Here is a 16,526-nt window from a genome sequence, read left to right as displayed (position 1 = left end):
TTGCTTCCTCGATCGATTCGATGCCGCACAGCCCGCAGCCGACCGGGCCGGCCAGCCGTCTGCGACGCGCCTCGAAGCGGGTGTTGGCCTGGTCCTTCAGCCTGATCTGGATATCGATGCCGGCGCCGTGATCCTCGACCTCGATGGCTTCGATTTCGTCTGGCGAGGCAATGATGCCTTCGGTCAGCGAGAAGCCGAGCGCGAAATCCGCGAAATCAGCCGGGCTTGCCATCATCACCGCATGCGTGGTGCCGGCAAAGGAGAACGCCACCGGCGTCTCTTCCGGCACCATGCGGTTGGCGGCCGCGGTGCCGCCGGCGCGGCGCGCGAGACGGCTGATCTGCGCAATGGCTTTGCGGCGCGCGGTCAAGGACTACTCCGCCGCTTCCAACTTCGCGATGCGGCGGCTTTGCTTCGCCTGCTCGTCATAGTCGCGCTGCCATTCCGACGGGCCGTTGGATGCGCCCACCTGCACCGCGGTCACCTTGTATTCCGGGCAGTTGGTCGCCCAGTCGGAGAAGTCGGTGGTGATGACGTTGGCCTGGGTGTCGGGATGGTGGAAGGTCGTATAGACGACGCCCGGCGACACCCGCTCGGTGATCAGCGCGCGCAGCGTCGTCTCGCCCGAGCGGCTGGTCAGCCGCACCCAGTCGCCGTCGCGCAGGCCGCGATTTTCGGCATCGTGCGGATGGATCTCCAGCCGGTCCTCGCTGTGCCAGACCACGTTGTCGGTGCGCCGGGTCTGCGCGCCGACATTGTATTGCGACAGGATGCGGCCGGTGGTCAGCAGCAGCGGGAAGCGCGGTCCGGTCCTTTCATCGGTCGCCACGTATTCGGTGCGGATGAACTTGCCCTTGCCGCGCACGAAGCCGCCGATATGCATGATCGGCGTGCCTTCCGGCGACTTCTCGTTGCAGGGCCACTGCACGGAGCCCACCCGGTCGAGAAGATCGAAGGAAACGCCGGCGAAACTCGGCGTTGTCTTGGCGATCTCGTCCATGATCTCGGAGGGATGCGTATAATTCCAGTCGAGGCCGAGTTCCTGGGCGAGTTTCTGCGTCGTTTCCCAGTCAGCATAGCCGCATTTCGGCTCCATCACCTTGCGCACCATATTGATGCGGCGCTCGGCATTGGTGAAGGTGCCGTCCTTCTCGAGGAAGGTCGAGCCGGGCAGGAAGACATGCGCGTAGTTGGCCGTCTCGTTGAGGAAGAGGTCGTGCACGACGACGCATTCCATCGCGGCGAGACCCGCCGCGACATGCTTGGTGTCGGGGTCCGACTGAAGGATGTCCTCGCCCTGCACATAGAGCCCCTTGAATGAGCCGTCGACGGCGGCATCCAGCATATTGGGGATGCGCAGGCCGGGCTCGTCGTCGAGCTTGACGCCCCACAGGCTCTCATAGATCGCGCGCACCGCGTCGCCTGAAATGTGGCGATAGCCGGGAAGCTCGTGCGGGAACGAACCCATGTCGCAGGAGCCCTGCACATTGTTCTGGCCGCGCAGCGGGTTCACGCCGACGCCCGGCCGGCCGATATTGCCGGTCGCCATGGCGAGGTTGGCAATGGCGATGACGGTGGTCGAGCCCTGGCTGTGCTCGGTCACGCCGAGGCCGTAATAGATCGCGCCGTTGCCGCCGCGGGCATAGAGCCGGGCTGCACCGCGTATGTCGTCGGGATCGACATTGGCAAGCTGGCCGACGACCTCCGGGCTGTTTTCCGGCAGGGCCACGAACGATGCCCAGTCCTGGAACTCGTCCCAGTCGCAGCGCTCGCGGATGAAAGCCTCGTCGAACAGGCCTTCGGTGACGATGACATGGGCGAGCGCTGTCAGCATGGCGACGTTGGTGCCCGGCTTCAGCGGCAGATGGAACTGCGCTTCGACATGGGCCGAGCGCACAATGTCGGTGCGGCGCGGATCGAGCACGATCAGCTTGGCGCCCTGGCGCATGCGCTTTTTCATGCGCGAGGCGAACACCGGATGCGCATCGGTTGGATTGGCGCCGATCAGCAGGATGACATCCGTCTGCTCGATCGAATCGAAATCCTGCGTGCCGGCGGAGGTGCCGAAGGTCTGGCCGAGGCCATAGCCGGTCGGCGAATGGCAGACGCGGGCGCAGGTATCGACATTATTGTTGCGGAAGCCCTGCCGGACCAGCTTCTGGACGAGGTAGGTCTCCTCGTTGGTGCAGCGCGACGAGGTGATGCCGCCGATCGAGGTGCGGCCGTACTGGTATTGGATGCGGCGGAATTCGTTCGCCGTATGGGTGAGAGCCTCTTCCCATGACACTTCGCGCCACGGGTCGCTGACCCGCTCGCGGATCATCGGCTTCAGGATCCGGTCCTTATGCGTCGCGTAGCCATAGGCGAAGCGGCCCTTGACGCAGGAGTGGCCGTGGTTGGCCTTGCCTGCCTTGTAGGGCATCATGCGGATGACCTCGTCGCCCTTGACCTCGGCCTTGAACGAACAGCCGACGCCGCAATAGGCGCAGGTGGTGACGGTCGAGCGCTCGGGCACGCCTTTCGCCAGCACGGTCTTTTCCCTCAGCGCATCGGTCGGGCAGGCCTGCACACAGGCCCCGCACGACACGCATTCGGAATCGACGAACGCCTCGTGCATGCCGGCCGAGACCCTGGATTCGAAGCCGCGGCCCTCGATGGTCAGCGCGAACGTGCCTTGCACCTCCTCGCAGGCGCGCACGCAGCGCGAGCAGACGATGCATTGCGCCGGATCATAGGTGAAATAGGGGTTCGATTCATCGCGGGCGATGTAGTCGATGGTCAGCGAGCCATGGCCGGGCGCCACGCCGTTTTCTTGTTTGACGTGGTTGCGGCCGTCCACACCATAGCGGTTCTCGGTCAGGCCGACCGTCCTGGCGACCTTGTCGAACTCGCTGGCGCCGGTGCCGGCCTTCTCGCCCCACGCCGCCGGGTGGTCGGAGACATAGAGTTCCATCACGCCGCGGCGGATGGCGTCTAGCCGGTCGCTCTGTGTATGCACGACCATGCCGTCGCCGACCGGCGTCGTGCAAGAGGCCGGCGTGCCGCCGCGCCCGTCGATCTCGACGAGGCAGACCCGGCAGGAGCCAAACGAGTCCAGCATGTCGGTCGCGCACAATTTCGGGATTTCGACGCCCGCTTCCATCGAAGCGCGCATGATAGAGGTCCCCGCCGGCACCGTCACCGACTTGCCGTCGACGGTCAGCGTCACCTGCTGTTCCGCTTCCGAAGCGGGTGTGCCGTAGTCGATTTCCTGGACCAGCGATTTGATGTCGAATGCCGCGTTCATGCCTGTCCGCTCCTATTCCGCTGCTTCGGCGACCGGCGTCGGCCGAAAGTCGTCCGGGAAATGGTTGAGTGCACTCATCACTGGATATGGGGTGAAGCCGCCGAGAGCGCAAAGCGAGCCGAACTTCATCGTGTTGCAAAGGTCGGTGACCAGCGCGATCTGCTTTTCCGGTTCGACGTTCTGGGCGAGCCGGTCCAGCACCTCGACGCCGCGCGTCGAGCCGATGCGGCACGGCGTGCACTTGCCGCAGCTTTCGATAGCGCAGAATTCCATGGCAAAGCGTGCCTGCTTCAGCATGTCGGCGCTGTCGTCGAAAACGACGATGCCGGCATGGCCGATCAGCCCGTCCTTGGCGGCAAACGCCTCGTAGTCGAACGGCGTGTCGAACAGGGCGCGCGGGAAATAGGCGCCGAGCGGGCCACCCACTTGCACCGCCTTGACCGGACGCCCGGTCGCCGTGCCGCCGCCGATCTCGTCGACAATCTCACCTAACGTCATGCCGAATGCGGCCTCGTAGAGACCGGGATACTTCACGTTGCCGGCAATCTGGATCGGGATGGTGCCGCGCGAACGGCCCGTCCCGAAATCCTTGTAGAAGGCGGCGCCCTTGTCCATGATCACCGGCACCGAGGCCAGCGAGATGACGTTGTTGATTACCGTTGGCTTGCCGAACAGGCCCTTGTGCGCCGGCAGCGGCGGCTTGGCCCGCACCTGTCCGCGCTTGCCTTCGAGGCTGTCGAGCAGAGCGGTCTCCTCGCCGCAGACATAGGCGCCGGCGCCGACGCGGACTTCCATGTCGAATGAATTGGGCGAGCCGAGCACATTGACGCCGAGCACGCCGGCCTTGCGGGCGATCTCGACGGCCTTCTGCATCACCGCCACCGCATGCGGGTATTCGGAGCGGATATAGATGAAGCCCTTGGTCGCGCCGGTGGCGATGCCGGCGATCGCCATTCCTTCGATCAGCACGAAGGGGTCGCCTTCCATGATCATGCGGTCGGCGAACGTGCCGGAATCGCCTTCATCGGCATTGCAGACGATGTATTTGCGGTCGGCCGACGTATCGAGCACCGTCTTCCACTTGATGCCGGTCGGGAAGCCGGCGCCGCCACGACCGCGCAGCCCGGACTCGGTCACCTGTTTGACGATGTCCGCCGGCGTTATCGCCACTGCATTCTGCAGGCCCTTCAGGCCGCCATGCGCCTTGTAGTGATCGAGCGACAGCGGATCGGTGACGCCGCAGCGCGCAAAGGTCAGCCGCGTCTGCCTGGCCAGGAACGGGATCTTGTCGGGCGCACCCAGCCAGCGCTTGTGATGGCCGCCGGTGAGGAAGCCGCAGTCGAACAGGCTTTTGACGTCGGAGGGCTTCACCGGCCCGTAGGCGACGCGGCCATTAGCTGTTGCCACTTCGACCATCGGCTCGAGGAAATAGGCGCCGCGCGAGCCGTTGCGCACGATCTTGGCCTCGATGCCACGCTCGGCCAATTCCGCCCGAATCGCCTTGGCGACCTTTTCCGCGCCGAGCGCCAGCGCGCCGGAATCGCCCGGAATATAGATACGCGGGATCATGAGCGCACCTCGGCAACGATTTCATTGAGCTTTTCGTCGTCGAGCCGCCCGATCACCTCGCCGTCCAGCATCGCCGACGGCGAGCAGGCGCAAAGGCCGAGGCAATAGACCGGCTCCAGCGTCACCGAACCGTCGCGGGTTGTCTCGTGGAAACCGATGCCCAGCAATGATTTGAGCTTGGCGGCAATCGCATCCGAACCCATCGACTGGCAGGCTTCCGCCTGGCAGAGCTTCAGCACATGCCTGCCGGCCGGTTGGCTGCGGTAATCGTGATAGAAGGTGACGACGCCATGCACCTCGGCCCTGGAGATGTTCAGCGCCTCGGCGATGACCGGCAGCGCGTCCTGCGGTACATAGCCGAACTCTTCCTGTATGCCGTGCAGGATCGGCAACAGCGGGCCTTCGAGGCCTTTCAGCTCCTGGATGATCGCCGCCGTGCGCGATGCGATCTCGGTACTTGCAGGCTGCATCGTCATGCAGCGCCCTCCCTGGTCGTGGCGGTCTTCCGCTAAGTGCTTAGGAAATCAGAGGAAACCCGCCAAATCAATAAAGCCGATCCGTTGCTCGATAGAAATTTTCTATCGATCTCGTTCACCAGCATTGTCTAGCCTAGCGGCGGGCGCGGAAATCGTCCGCCAGCGCCATTGCCTCGTCCAACAGCGCCGAGACCAGTGGCGTGTGCGGTTCGCGCGGCGCGGCCACCAGCCCGACGGTGTGGCTGGCATCCGGCTCGACGATGGGAACCGCCCGGATCGGCTCGGAAAAGCCGAACGTTTCCGCAAGGTTAAGTGGCATGATGGACGACCATTTGCCGGTGCGGATATGCGAAAACAGCACGATCATCGAGTTGGATTCCAAAGTCGGCCGCACCTGCACGCCGGCTTCGGCCAGATGCTGGTCGATGATGCGGCGGTTCTGCATGTCCGGCGTCAGCAGGCAGAGCGGCAGCTGGCTGAGTTCCGCCCATGTCACTTTGTCGCGGTCGAAATAGGGGTTCCCGACGGCGGTGATCAGCTGGTAGCGCTCGTCGTAGAGCGGCACGCTGGTGACGCGTCCGAGCGGCTCGTTGTCGAGATAGGTGATGCCGGCGTCAATGTCGAAATTGCCGAGCAGCGACAGCACCTCGATCGAGGTCCGCGACAGCACCGAGAAGGTGACGCCGGGATGCTTTGCCCGGAACGGCGTCGTCAATCGCGCCACCATGGCCAGCGCCGTCGGGATCGCCGCGATACGGATGCGCCCTGACAAGCCGTGGCGTGCCGCCCGCATCTCCTCGCGCATGGTCCTGCTATCGCCGACGATGCGGCGCGCCCACACCAGCACCTGCTTGCCTTCCGGCGTCAGCCCCTGGAAGCGGGAGCCGCGCAGCACCAGCATCACGCCGAGCTGGCCCTCCAGCTGCTTGATGCCGGCCGAAAGCGTCGGTTGGGTGACGCCGCACACCTCGGCCGCCCGGCCGAAATGTTCTTCCCTGGCAAGTGCTATGAAGAATTCCAGCTTGTCGATCATGCCGTCGGAAGCCTGTCACGGACGCTGTGTCCGATCATAGCGCGCAAGGTCGGGGAAATCGCCTTCGGCTGCAAGCCGCCTGTGTAAATCGTCCGCATCCGCATCTTTCAGCCGGCTTACTGTTTCCCGCGATGGAATGCGGCGCTATGTGGATGAGACGGGGGTCGTGGACTGGACACGACGGGAGACCGAACATGCTGGGCTGGTTCCGCAAGCTTTTGCCGCGCGAAGATCGCTTCTTCGACCTGTTCGAGCGGCATTCCCGCACCGTGGTCGCTGGCGCCGAGGCACTGCAGCAGCTTTTGCAGGGCAACGACATCGACCGCTGGGGTCAGACGATCATCGATCTCGAGGACGAAGCCGATCGGATCACCGCGGAAGTGCTGCTGGCCGTGCGCCGCTCCTTTATCACGCCCTTCGACCGCGGCGACATCAAGGACCTGATCCAGTCGATGGATGATGCCATCGACATGATGCACAAGACCGTCAAGACGGTAAGGCTGTTCGAAAAGAAGGAATTCGACCCGCTGATGCAGGAAATGGGGGGCGTCATCGTCGAGGCCGCCAAGTTGGTGGCCGAGGCGATCCCGCTGCTCGGCGAGGTCGGGGCGCATACGGTGCGCCTCAACGCCATCGCCGAGGAGGTCATGCGCGCGGAAGGCCGGGCCGACGACCTGCACGAGCAGGGCCTGAAGGACCTGTTCAAGCGGCACGGCCGCAGCGATCCGATGGCCTATCTGATCGGCAGCGAGATCTACGGCGAGCTGGAAAAGGTGGTCGATCGCTTCGAGGACGTCGCCAACGAAATCAGCGGCATCGTCATCGAGAACGTCTAGTGGAAGCCGCAATAGCCTTTCCTGTGCTGGTCGGCCTTGTCGTCGTCGCGCTGTTCTTCGATTTCCTTAACGGCCTGCACGATGCCGCCAACTCCATCGCCACCATCGTCTCCACCCGGGTGCTGCGGCCGCATTATGCGGTGTTCTGGGCGGCCTTCTTCAATTTCATCGCCTTCATGTTCTTCGGTCTCCACGTGGCGGAGACGCTGGGAACCGGCATCATCGACGCCAGCATCGTCACGCCGGCAGTGATCTTCGCAGCACTTGTCGGCGCCATCGTCTGGAACATCGTCACCTGGCTCGTCGGCATCCCGTCCAGCAGCTCACACGCACTGATCGGCGGTTTGGTCGGCGCCGGCGTTGCCAAGGCAGGCACCGCCGCTATCGTCTGGGCCGGATTGGGCAAGACCACGGCAGCCATCGTGCTATCGCCGGCGGCGGGATTTCTGCTGGCGCTCGTCTTGATCCTTGCGGTGTCCTGGCTGTTCGTGCGGCAGACACCGTTCGCAGTCGACAGCACCTTCCGCGTCATGCAGTTCTTTTCCGCCTCGCTCTATTCGCTCGGCCATGGCGGCAACGACGCGCAGAAGACGATGGGCATCATCGCCGTGCTCCTCTATTCGCAAGGCATGCTCGGCGCGAATTTTTACGTGCCGCTGTGGGTCGTCATCACCTGTCAGTCGGCGCTGGCGCTGGGCACATTGCTCGGCGGTTGGCGCATCGTCCACACAATGGGCTCGAAGATCACCCGGCTGAACCCGATGCAGGGTTTCTGCGCCGAGACCGGCGGTGCGATCACCCTGTTCGCCGCCACCTGGCTCGGTATTCCGGTATCGACTACGCACACGATCACCGGCGCCATCATCGGCGTCGGCGCCGCCCGCCGCGTCTCCGCCGTTCGCTGGGGCATTGCCGGTAACATCGTGGTGGCATGGATCGTCACCCTGCCGGCAACCGCGGCGATCGCGGCTCTCACCTACCTCGCGGTCGGCCTGGCATGGTGACAGCACCGTAGCACTGCGCGGCAGGCGATGCGCCGTATCTACCTATCCACAAGGTTCAGGATGTTGCCGTCCGGATCCTTGAACCATGCGATCTTCACGCCCTGACCGACATGAACGTCACCCTCCAGCGTCAGGCCTGGCATGTCGTAATGCTCGAAGGTCACGCCCTTCGATTTCAATGCCTCGACGATCTTGCCGAGTTCATCGCCGACCGTCCAGGTCACAGCCGTCGCCTTGTTGGTCCCAGCGAAGTTCGAACGGTACACGTTGATGGCGGTATCGCCGCTTTCATAGACGATCAGTTCGCCACCTTCATTGTGCACCTCTTTCAGGCCGAGGACCCCTTCGTAGAATGCCCTGGCCTTGGCCAGGTCCTTCACAGCGAGATTGGCCGTTGCGTTGCTGTTTGCGAGCATGATTCGTCTCCTTCCCTGACGGTCATTCCATGTCCATTGAAATAGGCTGCGTTGACGATTTGGCGACGGCTACTCCCACTGGAAATGCCGTCATATGCTCGCTGCCTCCCGGGTACGCCGCTGCAACTGTTGGTCCATCGCTTGGTTCTGTTCCGGAACTGCATTATCTGGAGCGGAAAAGTAGAGGAAAAATTCATGCCCGCCGCCCATGAAAACGTGACCAAGGAAATCGTTATCGAGCGCCTGAAAACGGTCAATGGGCCGGATTTCACCGGCAATATCGTCGACCTCGGCCTGGTGTCCGAGATTTTCATTGCCGATGCCAAGGTGTTCTTCTCGATCACCGTTCCCGCTGCCCGTGCCCAGGAGATGGAGCCGCTGCGCGCGGCCGCCGAACGTGTCGTCAAGGCGATCCCCGGTGTCGCCGGCGCCGTGGTCGCGCTGACGGCGGAAAAGAAGGGCGGCGGCATGGAGGCCCCGGTTCCGCAAAGACCGGCTCAGAGGCCCGCTCCACCGGCCGCACCTGCGCGTCCCATGCCCCAGGCGCCGGCCTCACACAGCCAGGGCAAGCGCGGCGTACCCGGCATCGAGGCGATCATCGCTGTTGCTTCCGGCAAGGGCGGCGTCGGCAAGTCGACTACCGCCGTCAATATCGCCCTTGGGCTTGCCGCCAACGGGCTGCGGGTCGGCGTGCTCGATGCCGATATTTATGGCCCCTCCATGCCGCGTCTGCTCAACATTCGTGGCAGGCCGCAGACCGTCGACGGCAAGATCCTGAAACCGATGCAGAATTATGGCCTCAAGGTCATGTCGATGGGCTTCCTCGTCGATGAGGAGACGCCGATGATCTGGCGCGGGCCGATGGTGATGTCGGCATTGACGCAGATGCTGCGCGAGGTCGAATGGGGACCGCTCGACGTGCTCGTCGTCGACATGCCGCCCGGCACCGGCGACGCCCAACTGACCATGGCCCAACAGGTGCCGCTGGCCGGCGCCGTCATCGTCTCGACGCCACAGGACCTGGCCCTGATCGATGCGCGCAAAGGCCTCAACATGTTCAGAAAGGTCGACGTGCCGCTATTGGGTATCGTCGAAAATATGAGCTATTTTCTCGCCCCCGATACGGGAAAACGCTACGACATCTTCGGCCATGGCGGCGCGCGCCGCGAGGCCGAGCGTCTCGGCGTCACCTTCCTTGGTGAAGTGCCGCTCGAGATGGGCATCCGCGAAAGCTCCGATGCCGGCACGCCGGTGGTGGTCTCGAAGCCCGATAGCGCCGAGGCGAAAATCTATCGCGACATCGCCGCCAAGGTCTGGCACCGCGTCAATGAAGAGCGCGGCGCGGCCGAGGCTGCAGTGCCGAGCATCGTGTTCGAGTGATGCGGATATTCCTCCCCCTTGAGGGCAGGGTGGCCCGAAGGGCCGGGTGGCGTCCGCGGCGACACGCTCCAACTTTTCTGGGATAGCGGACTGGCAAACGCCAATCCGTCTAGCGTGCAGGCAGATGTATGTCTTTCGTACCAAAGAGCGGATTCGGATGGCGCGTGCCCCTTGCCTGCTCCCGCGCGTTGTCATATCGATTTGTCATACAAATACGGAGACCACGATGGCAGGCGCCCCCACTCACAAGAAAAAATTTCGCTCGCAGGAGTGGTTCGACAATCCCGACAATCCGGGCATGACGGCACTCTATCTGGAACGCTACCTGAACTACGGGCTGACGCGGGCCGAATTGATGTCCGGCAAGCCGCTGATCGGCATCGCCCAGACCGGCTCGGACCTGTCGCCCTGCAATCGCCATCACATCGAACTGGCCAAGCGCGTGCGCGAAGGCATCGTCTCGATGGGTGGCATTCCTTTCGAGTTTCCTTGCCACCCAATCCAGGAAACCGGCAAGCGGCCGACTGCTGCACTTGACCGCAACCTTGCCTATCTCAGCCTGGTAGAGGTGCTCTACGGCTATCCGCTCGACGGCGTGGTGCTCACCATCGGCTGCGACAAGACGACGCCGGCCATGCTGATGGCCGCGGCCACCGTCAACATTCCGGCTATCGCGCTTTCGGTCGGCCCGATGCTCAACGGCTGGCACAAGGGCAAGCGCACCGGCTCCGGCACCATCGTCTGGGAATCGCGCCAGCGCCTGTCGGCCGGCGAGATTGGCTATGACGAGTTCATGGACATCGTAGCCTCCTCGGCGCCGTCGACCGGCTATTGCAATACGATGGGCACCGCCACCACGATGAATTCGCTGGCCGAGGCGCTCGGCATGCAATTGCCGGGCTCGGCCGCTATCCCCGCCCCCTATCGCGAACGCGGCCAGATCGCCTACGAGACCGGAAAGAGCATCGTCGACATGGTGCATGAGGATCTGAAGCCCTCCGACATCATGACCCGTAAGGCCTTCGAGAACGCCATCGTCGTCAACTCGGCGATCGGCGGCTCGACCAATGCGCCGATCCACCTCAACGCCATCGCCCGCCATCTCGGCGTGCCGCTCGACAATGACGATTGGCAGAAGGTCGGCCTCAACATACCGCTCATCGTCAATCTGCAGCCGACGGGCGAATATCTCGGCGAGGACTATCACCATGCCGGCGGCGTGCCGGCCGTGGTCGCCGAACTGATGAAGGGCGGCCTGCTGCCCTATCCGGAAGCCATGACAGCTAACGGCAAGACCATCGGCGACAATTGCAGCGGCGCCGCCAACGAGAACCTCGACGTCATCCGCACGGTTGCCGAGCCGCTGAAAGCCAATGCCGGCTTCATCAACCTCAAGGGCAATCTGTTCGATTCGGCGATCATGAAGACCAGCGGCATCTCGCCCGAATTCCGCGAGCGCTATCTGTCGAACCCGAAGGACCCCGAAGCGTTCGAGGGCAACGCCATGGTCTTCGACGGCCCCGAGGACTATCACGCCCGCATCGACGACCCGGCACAGGGCATCGACGAGCACACTATCCTGTTCATGCGTGGCGCCGGCCCGATCGGCTATCCCGGAGGCGCCGAAGTCGTCAACATGCAGCCGCCTGCCTATCTGATCAAAAAGGGCATCCACGCGCTGGCCTGTATCGGCGACGGTCGCCAGTCGGGCACGTCGGGCTCGCCATCGATCCTCAACGCCTCGCCGGAAGCCGCCATCGGCGGCGGCCTGGCGCTGCTGAAGACCGGCGACCGCGTCCGCATCGACCTGCGCAAGGGTACCGCCGACATCCTCGTCAGCGACGACGAGATCACGCGGCGCCGCGCCGAGCTGCAAAACAATGGCGGCTATCACTATCCGAAGCACCAGACGCCCTGGCAGGAAATCCAGCGCGGCATGGTCGACCAGTTTTCCGAAGGCATGGTGCTGAAGCCGGCGGTGAAATACCAGGATGTGGCACATACAAGCGGCGTGCCGAGGGACAATCACTGACCAGGGTCCGTCGCACGAGCCAGCCGTCAGGTCGCCAATTTTGCGGTCACCTCATTTCTCCCCGTTAACAGCCCGCTAACGGGGAGAAATGCCCGCCACAGAGTTGGATGCGGTCATTTGTCAAAAGCGATTGCCCTGCGACAGCAGGGACAAATGCTTGACAAGCGGGCGTGACAAATCCACGATCATCGCAAGGGGTGCATCGCGACGACCCCGTGAGGCGTCAGCCCAACGTTCGCGTCCAAGCTTCTCTTTCAAGGAGGTGGACGCCATGCCGTCAACAACCGCTATCACTGTATCGCAACTGTCCCGTCTGATTGGGCTGCCGGGTGCACCCGCGATCATCGACGTCCGCATCGATGATGACTACAACGCCGACCCGCGACTGCTGCCGGGGTCGGATCGGCGTGATTTCAGGACTGTCTCGAACTGGGCTGCCGACTTCGCTGGCAGGCAAGTGACAGTCGTCTGCCAGCAGGGAAAAAAGCTCTCGCAAGGCGTGGCCGCATGGCTGCGGCAGGAGGGCATTGCCGCCGAATCGCTCGACGGCGGGTTTGAAGCATGGCGCGATGCCAAGGGCCTTCTCGTTCACGCCGACAAAATACCGCCCGCCGATGCCAAGGGCCGCACCGTTTGGGTGACGCGTACGCGCCCGAAGGTCGATCGCATCGCCTGCCCCTGGCTGATCCGGCGCTTCATCGATCCTCACGCGGTCTTTCTCTTCGTCGAGCCGGCCGAAGTGGCGGCGGTCGCCGATCGCTTTCAGGCCGTGCCTTTCGACATCGAGAACGTGTTCTGGAGCCACCGCGGCGAACGCTGCACCTTCGACACCATGATCGAGGAGTTCGGGCTTAAATCCGAAGCGCTCGATCGCCTGGCCACGATCATACGCGCTGCCGATACTGCGAGCCTCGACCTTGTTCCACAGGCGGCCGGGTTCCTGGCCGCCTCGCTTGGCCTGTCACGGATGTTTCGCGACGATCTGGAGCAGCTCGAGGCCGGCATGCTGCTTTACGATGCGTTCTTCCGCTGGTGCCGCGATGCCACCGAGGAGACGCATAACTGGCCGGTCGCAGGCGCAGTCAGTCTCGGCGCGGGCAAACCATCGTGAGCGCCGTCCTTTCGAAAAAGCCGGCGGAGATCCAGGAGCCGGTGGTGCCGAGCTTCCGGCAGGCCGTGAAGGTCTGGGCCAAAATTGGGGTGCTCAGCTTTGGCGCCCGGCGGGGCAGATCGCGCTCATGCACAAGGAACTGGTCGAGGAACGGCGCTGGATCGGCGAACAGCGCTTCCTGCATGCGTTGAACTACTGCATGCTGCTGCCTGGCCCCGAGGCCCAGCAACTCGCCATCTATATCGGCTGGTTGCTGCACAAAACGGTCGGCGGCCTTGTTGCCGGCATTCTCTTCGTCGTGCCGGGCGCGCTTGTCATGTTCGTCCTGAGCAGCCTCTATGCGCTCTATGGCGATGTACCACTCGTCGCGGCGCTGTTTTTCGGGGTCAAGGCGACCGTGCTCAGCCATTGTCATCGAGGCGGTGATCCGGATCGGCAGACGCGCGCTGAAAAACCCGGTCATGGTGTCGATCGCACGCCGCCTTCATCGCTATCTACGTGTTGAACGTGCCGTTTCCGCTGATCGTGCTGCTTGCCGGCCTGGCAGGCTGGATCGGCAACCGTAGTGCGCCGGCATTTTTTTCCGGCGCTTCGCATGGCAAGGGCGATGTTCCCGACATAAAGGGCGTGGTCGATCTGATGTTCGAGCGCGGCGAACTGACCCACGTCAGGCCGACACGATGGCACGCGCCGCGCACTTTGGCGATCTGGCTGCCGATCTGGCTGGGGCCTGTTCTGCTGGTCTGGGCTGTCACCGGCTCTGCCAGCGTTTGGACGCAAATCGGTGGCTTCTTCAGTGTCATGGCGGTCGTCACCTTCGGCGGTGCCTACGCAGCCCTTGCCTATGTCGCTCAGGCAGCGGTCGAGTACTTCGGCTGGCTGGCACCCGGTGAAATGGTTGACGGCCTCGGACTTGCCGAAACCACGCCGGGTCCGCTCATCCTGGTCTTGCAGTTCGTCGGCTTCGTTGCCGCGTTCCGCCAGCCGGGCTTGCTGGCGCCGCTGCTTGCCGGATTGTTTGGCGGGCTGTTCACGCTGTGGGCGACGTTTACCCCATGTTTCCTATGGATATTCCTTAGCGCGCCTTACATCGAAGCGCTGCGCGGCAACAAGGCGCTGTCGGCGGCGCTCGGTGCGATCACCGCCGCCGTCGTCGGCGTCATCATGAATCTCGCTCTATGGTTTGGCTTGCACGTCATCTTCGGCGAAGTGCGCAATGTCGGGCTTGGAATGGACGTGCCGGTGCTTTCATCGATAGACTGGCGCGCGGCGCTGCTTTCCTGTGCCTCGATGATCGCCATTCTGAAGCTGAAGATCGGTATGCTGCCGACGCTTGCCGGATCGGCGCTGGCCGGTGTGTTGTTGCTGGCGGTGAGCGGGTAACGATCAGCCGCCCATTCTGCCGCGCGGCAGCTTGATCATATCGCCGAAGCGGGCGCGCAATTTGTCGTCGACCGGCTTCGGCACGTGGCGCGGGAAGCATTCGGCAAGCACGCGTTTCTTCTCGATGATCGCCCGCTGCAAGATGTCAGGCCTGCCTTTCTCATTCCATTCCTTCGGCGAAAAGCGGTCGCCGACGGCCGGATAGAAATATTCGGTCTGCATCAGCCGCAGCGTCTGCTCGTTGCCGAGATAATGGCCCGGGCCTTTCAGGCAGACATCGGCAATGGTGTCGATCGACAGCGACTCGTCCGTCACTTCGATGCCGCGCACACAGCGCAGGCAGTGGCCGAGCATGTCGTTGTCGATGATCAGGCTCTCAAGGCAAAAGCCGAGCAGCGAGGCATGCATGCCGGCCGATTCGTAAACCAGGTTGAGGCCGGCAAGACCGGCCATCACGTCGGTTATGCCCTTTTCGTAGCCGGACTGAATGTCAGGCAGTTTCGAATCTGTCATGCCGGCGGCCGAACCGCCCGGCAGGTCGTAAAATTGCGCCATCTGAGCACAGGCCGCGGTCAGCACCGCCTGCTCGGCCGAACCGCCCGACATGGCGCCGGTCCGGAGATCCGAGACGAACGGCCAGGTGCCGAAAATCGCTGGATGGCCTGGCTTGATGGCGTTGACGTAGATGAGGCCGACGAGCACTTCGGCGACCGCCTGCACCACGGCGCCGGCAATCGCCGCCGGTGCCGTCGCACCCGCCTGGCCTGCCGACAGCAGCAGGATCGGAATGCCGCCCTCGACGCAGGCTTCGAGCACGCCGCAGGCGTCCTCGGCAAACTTCATCGGCGGCACGACGAAGCAGTTCGAATTGGAGACGAAAGGCCGGGCGCGAAAATTCTCTTCGCCGCCGGCGATCGCATAGAGCATGTCGAGCGCTGGCTTGACGTTCTCACGCACGGTAAACGAGGTGCCGACATGCTTCGACGTGCCCATGACGCAGGCGTAGAGCGTGTTGAAATCCATATCGAGCGGGTCGGGAATGTCGCGCGGCACCATCGGCCGCTGGAAGAAATGGATGTTGTCGAGCCCTTCGACCAGGCGCGCCGCATCGTAAATGTCCTGCAGCAGCGACTCGCGATATTCACGCTTTTCAACATCGACGAGATGCACCGCAGCACCAGCCGTGCCGTAATGCACGCGCTTGCCCTGGATCACCATGTCATGCTTCGGATCCTGGCCGTGCAAGGTGAAATGCCGTGCCGCTTTCTTGATGGTGTCGAGCACGAGACCGCGGGGAAAGCGCAGGCGGCCGTCCTCGCTGAGGGTCGCGCCGGCCTTGGTCAGTGCCTCGATGCAGGAGGGGATGGCGTTGGCGAAACCGACTGTCTCCAGAAGAGTAAGCACGGCCTCGTGGATACGTTCGCAATCATTGCCGCTGAGCGGGCTGTAGCTTCCGCCTTCGAGGCCAGCGCGCACCGGCTTGACGTCGTCGGCGAGCGGTGCCGCCCGCATGGCGCGGCGCGCCTCGCGCCCGCCGGACCGCCGCGAACGCTGGTCTGCGGACACGTCCTGCTTCTCATGGGCCACTGGCATGAAGGCACTCCAACTTTAGCTGCGGAGCGGGCGCGGCGGTTGGTCCACCATCTGCCTGCTTCGTCCCCTATATACTCCGACTATGCCGCCGGCATTGGCACAGCCTATGTGCCAGCCGATCCCGTCGCATATGCCAAGGTGCTAAAGAACCGGAGCCGCACCACATGCGCCGGCTCCGATTGGAGAAGGGTGATCAAGCCGCTGCCGGCCTGCGTCCAGCTGCCGTCGCCAGTTCGCGGATGCCGGGTTCGATGTGCTGCAACGCGATCGAGGAAATGCCCAAGCGCATGAAACGCGATGGCTTTTCGGTGCGGTCGAAGAAGCGGTCGCCAGGCTCGATGATGACGCTGCGCGAGGCCGCGGCCTCCGCCAGCCCGCGCGAATCGGTGCCGCGCGGCCCCTCGAGC

Annotated in this window: 12 protein-coding genes and 2 pseudogenes; 6 read left to right on the top strand and 8 right to left on the bottom strand. The window is 63.6% G+C overall.

The genetic code is table 11. The features are described from left to right. From E5W70_RS07795 to E5W70_RS07775, 5 genes are all read right to left on the bottom strand, one after another. Positions 1-370: formate dehydrogenase accessory sulfurtransferase FdhD (locus E5W70_RS07795; RefSeq protein ID WP_292656103.1), on the bottom strand; the 370-nt coding region annotated here is incomplete at its 3' end. Between the two features lie 3 nt (positions 371-373). Next, entirely contained in the window at positions 374-3,286 is a 2,913-nt protein-coding gene (gene fdhF, locus E5W70_RS07790; RefSeq protein ID WP_292656100.1) for a formate dehydrogenase subunit alpha, read from the bottom strand. Between the two features lie 12 nt (positions 3,287-3,298). Next, complete coding sequence (locus E5W70_RS07785; RefSeq protein ID WP_292656097.1) at positions 3,299-4,855, bottom strand: NADH-quinone oxidoreductase subunit NuoF; 1,557 nt, start codon at positions 4,853-4,855, stop codon at positions 3,299-3,301. Beyond that, the gene (locus E5W70_RS07780; protein ID WP_292656094.1) at positions 4,852-5,331 is read right to left on the bottom strand and encodes a formate dehydrogenase subunit gamma; all 480 of its coding nucleotides are present in this window, start codon (positions 5,329-5,331) and stop codon (positions 4,852-4,854) included. The genes E5W70_RS07785 and E5W70_RS07780 overlap by 4 nt, the downstream gene beginning before the upstream one ends. Positions 5,332-5,464: 133 nt before the next feature. Beyond that, positions 5,465-6,364, bottom strand: coding sequence for a LysR family transcriptional regulator (locus tag E5W70_RS07775; RefSeq protein WP_292656092.1), 900 nt, complete (start codon positions 6,362-6,364; stop codon positions 5,465-5,467). Between the two features lie 194 nt (positions 6,365-6,558). Here E5W70_RS07775 and E5W70_RS07770 point away from each other — a divergent pair, with 194 nt between their 5' ends. Next, positions 6,559-7,200 (top strand): DUF47 domain-containing protein, encoded by a 642-nt coding sequence (locus E5W70_RS07770; RefSeq protein ID WP_292656090.1) that lies wholly within the window; start codon positions 6,559-6,561, stop codon positions 7,198-7,200. Further along, positions 7,200-8,204, top strand: coding sequence for an inorganic phosphate transporter (locus E5W70_RS07765; protein ID WP_292656088.1), 1,005 nt, complete (start codon positions 7,200-7,202; stop codon positions 8,202-8,204). The genes E5W70_RS07770 and E5W70_RS07765 overlap by 1 nt, the downstream gene beginning before the upstream one ends. Positions 8,205-8,242: 38 nt before the next feature. Here E5W70_RS07765 and E5W70_RS07760 read toward each other — a convergent pair whose 3' ends face one another. Further along, complete coding sequence (locus tag E5W70_RS07760) at positions 8,243-8,620, bottom strand: VOC family protein (RefSeq protein ID WP_292656085.1); 378 nt, start codon at positions 8,618-8,620, stop codon at positions 8,243-8,245. 195 nt (positions 8,621-8,815) lie between these two features. Here E5W70_RS07760 and E5W70_RS07755 point away from each other — a divergent pair, with 195 nt between their 5' ends. From E5W70_RS07755 to chrA, 4 genes and pseudogenes are all read left to right on the top strand, one after another. Beyond that, entirely contained in the window at positions 8,816-10,000 is a 1,185-nt protein-coding gene (locus tag E5W70_RS07755) for an Mrp/NBP35 family ATP-binding protein (protein WP_292656082.1), read from the top strand. 226 nt (positions 10,001-10,226) lie between these two features. Continuing rightward, positions 10,227-12,032, top strand: a complete 1,806-nt coding sequence (locus E5W70_RS07750) for an IlvD/Edd family dehydratase (RefSeq protein ID WP_292656080.1) — start codon at positions 10,227-10,229, stop codon at positions 12,030-12,032. Positions 12,033-12,303: 271 nt separating this feature from the next. Further along, complete coding sequence (locus E5W70_RS07745) at positions 12,304-13,143, top strand: chromate resistance protein ChrB domain-containing protein (protein ID WP_292656077.1); 840 nt, start codon at positions 12,304-12,306, stop codon at positions 13,141-13,143. Then, a pseudogene (gene chrA, locus E5W70_RS07740) lies at positions 13,140-14,526 on the top strand (chromate efflux transporter). Before E5W70_RS07745 ends, chrA begins: the two are co-directional and overlap by 4 nt. Before the next feature lie 3 nt (positions 14,527-14,529). On the opposite strand, the gene E5W70_RS07735 reads toward chrA, so the two are convergent. After that, the gene (locus E5W70_RS07735; protein ID WP_292656075.1) at positions 14,530-16,119 is read right to left on the bottom strand and encodes a trimethylamine methyltransferase family protein; all 1,590 of its coding nucleotides are present in this window, start codon (positions 16,117-16,119) and stop codon (positions 14,530-14,532) included. A 193-nt stretch (positions 16,120-16,312) separates the two neighbouring features. Continuing rightward, positions 16,313-16,526: pseudogene (locus E5W70_RS07730) on the bottom strand (PLP-dependent aminotransferase family protein); the annotation flags it as partial.

Origin of the sequence: Mesorhizobium sp. (assembly GCF_005063415.1) — a bacterium.
In the GTDB taxonomy this organism is placed as follows: Bacteria; Pseudomonadota; Alphaproteobacteria; order Rhizobiales; family Rhizobiaceae; genus Mesorhizobium.
The sequence above is the reverse complement of the archived record's forward strand: the minus strand, read 5'-3'. Positions and strand labels throughout refer to the sequence as shown.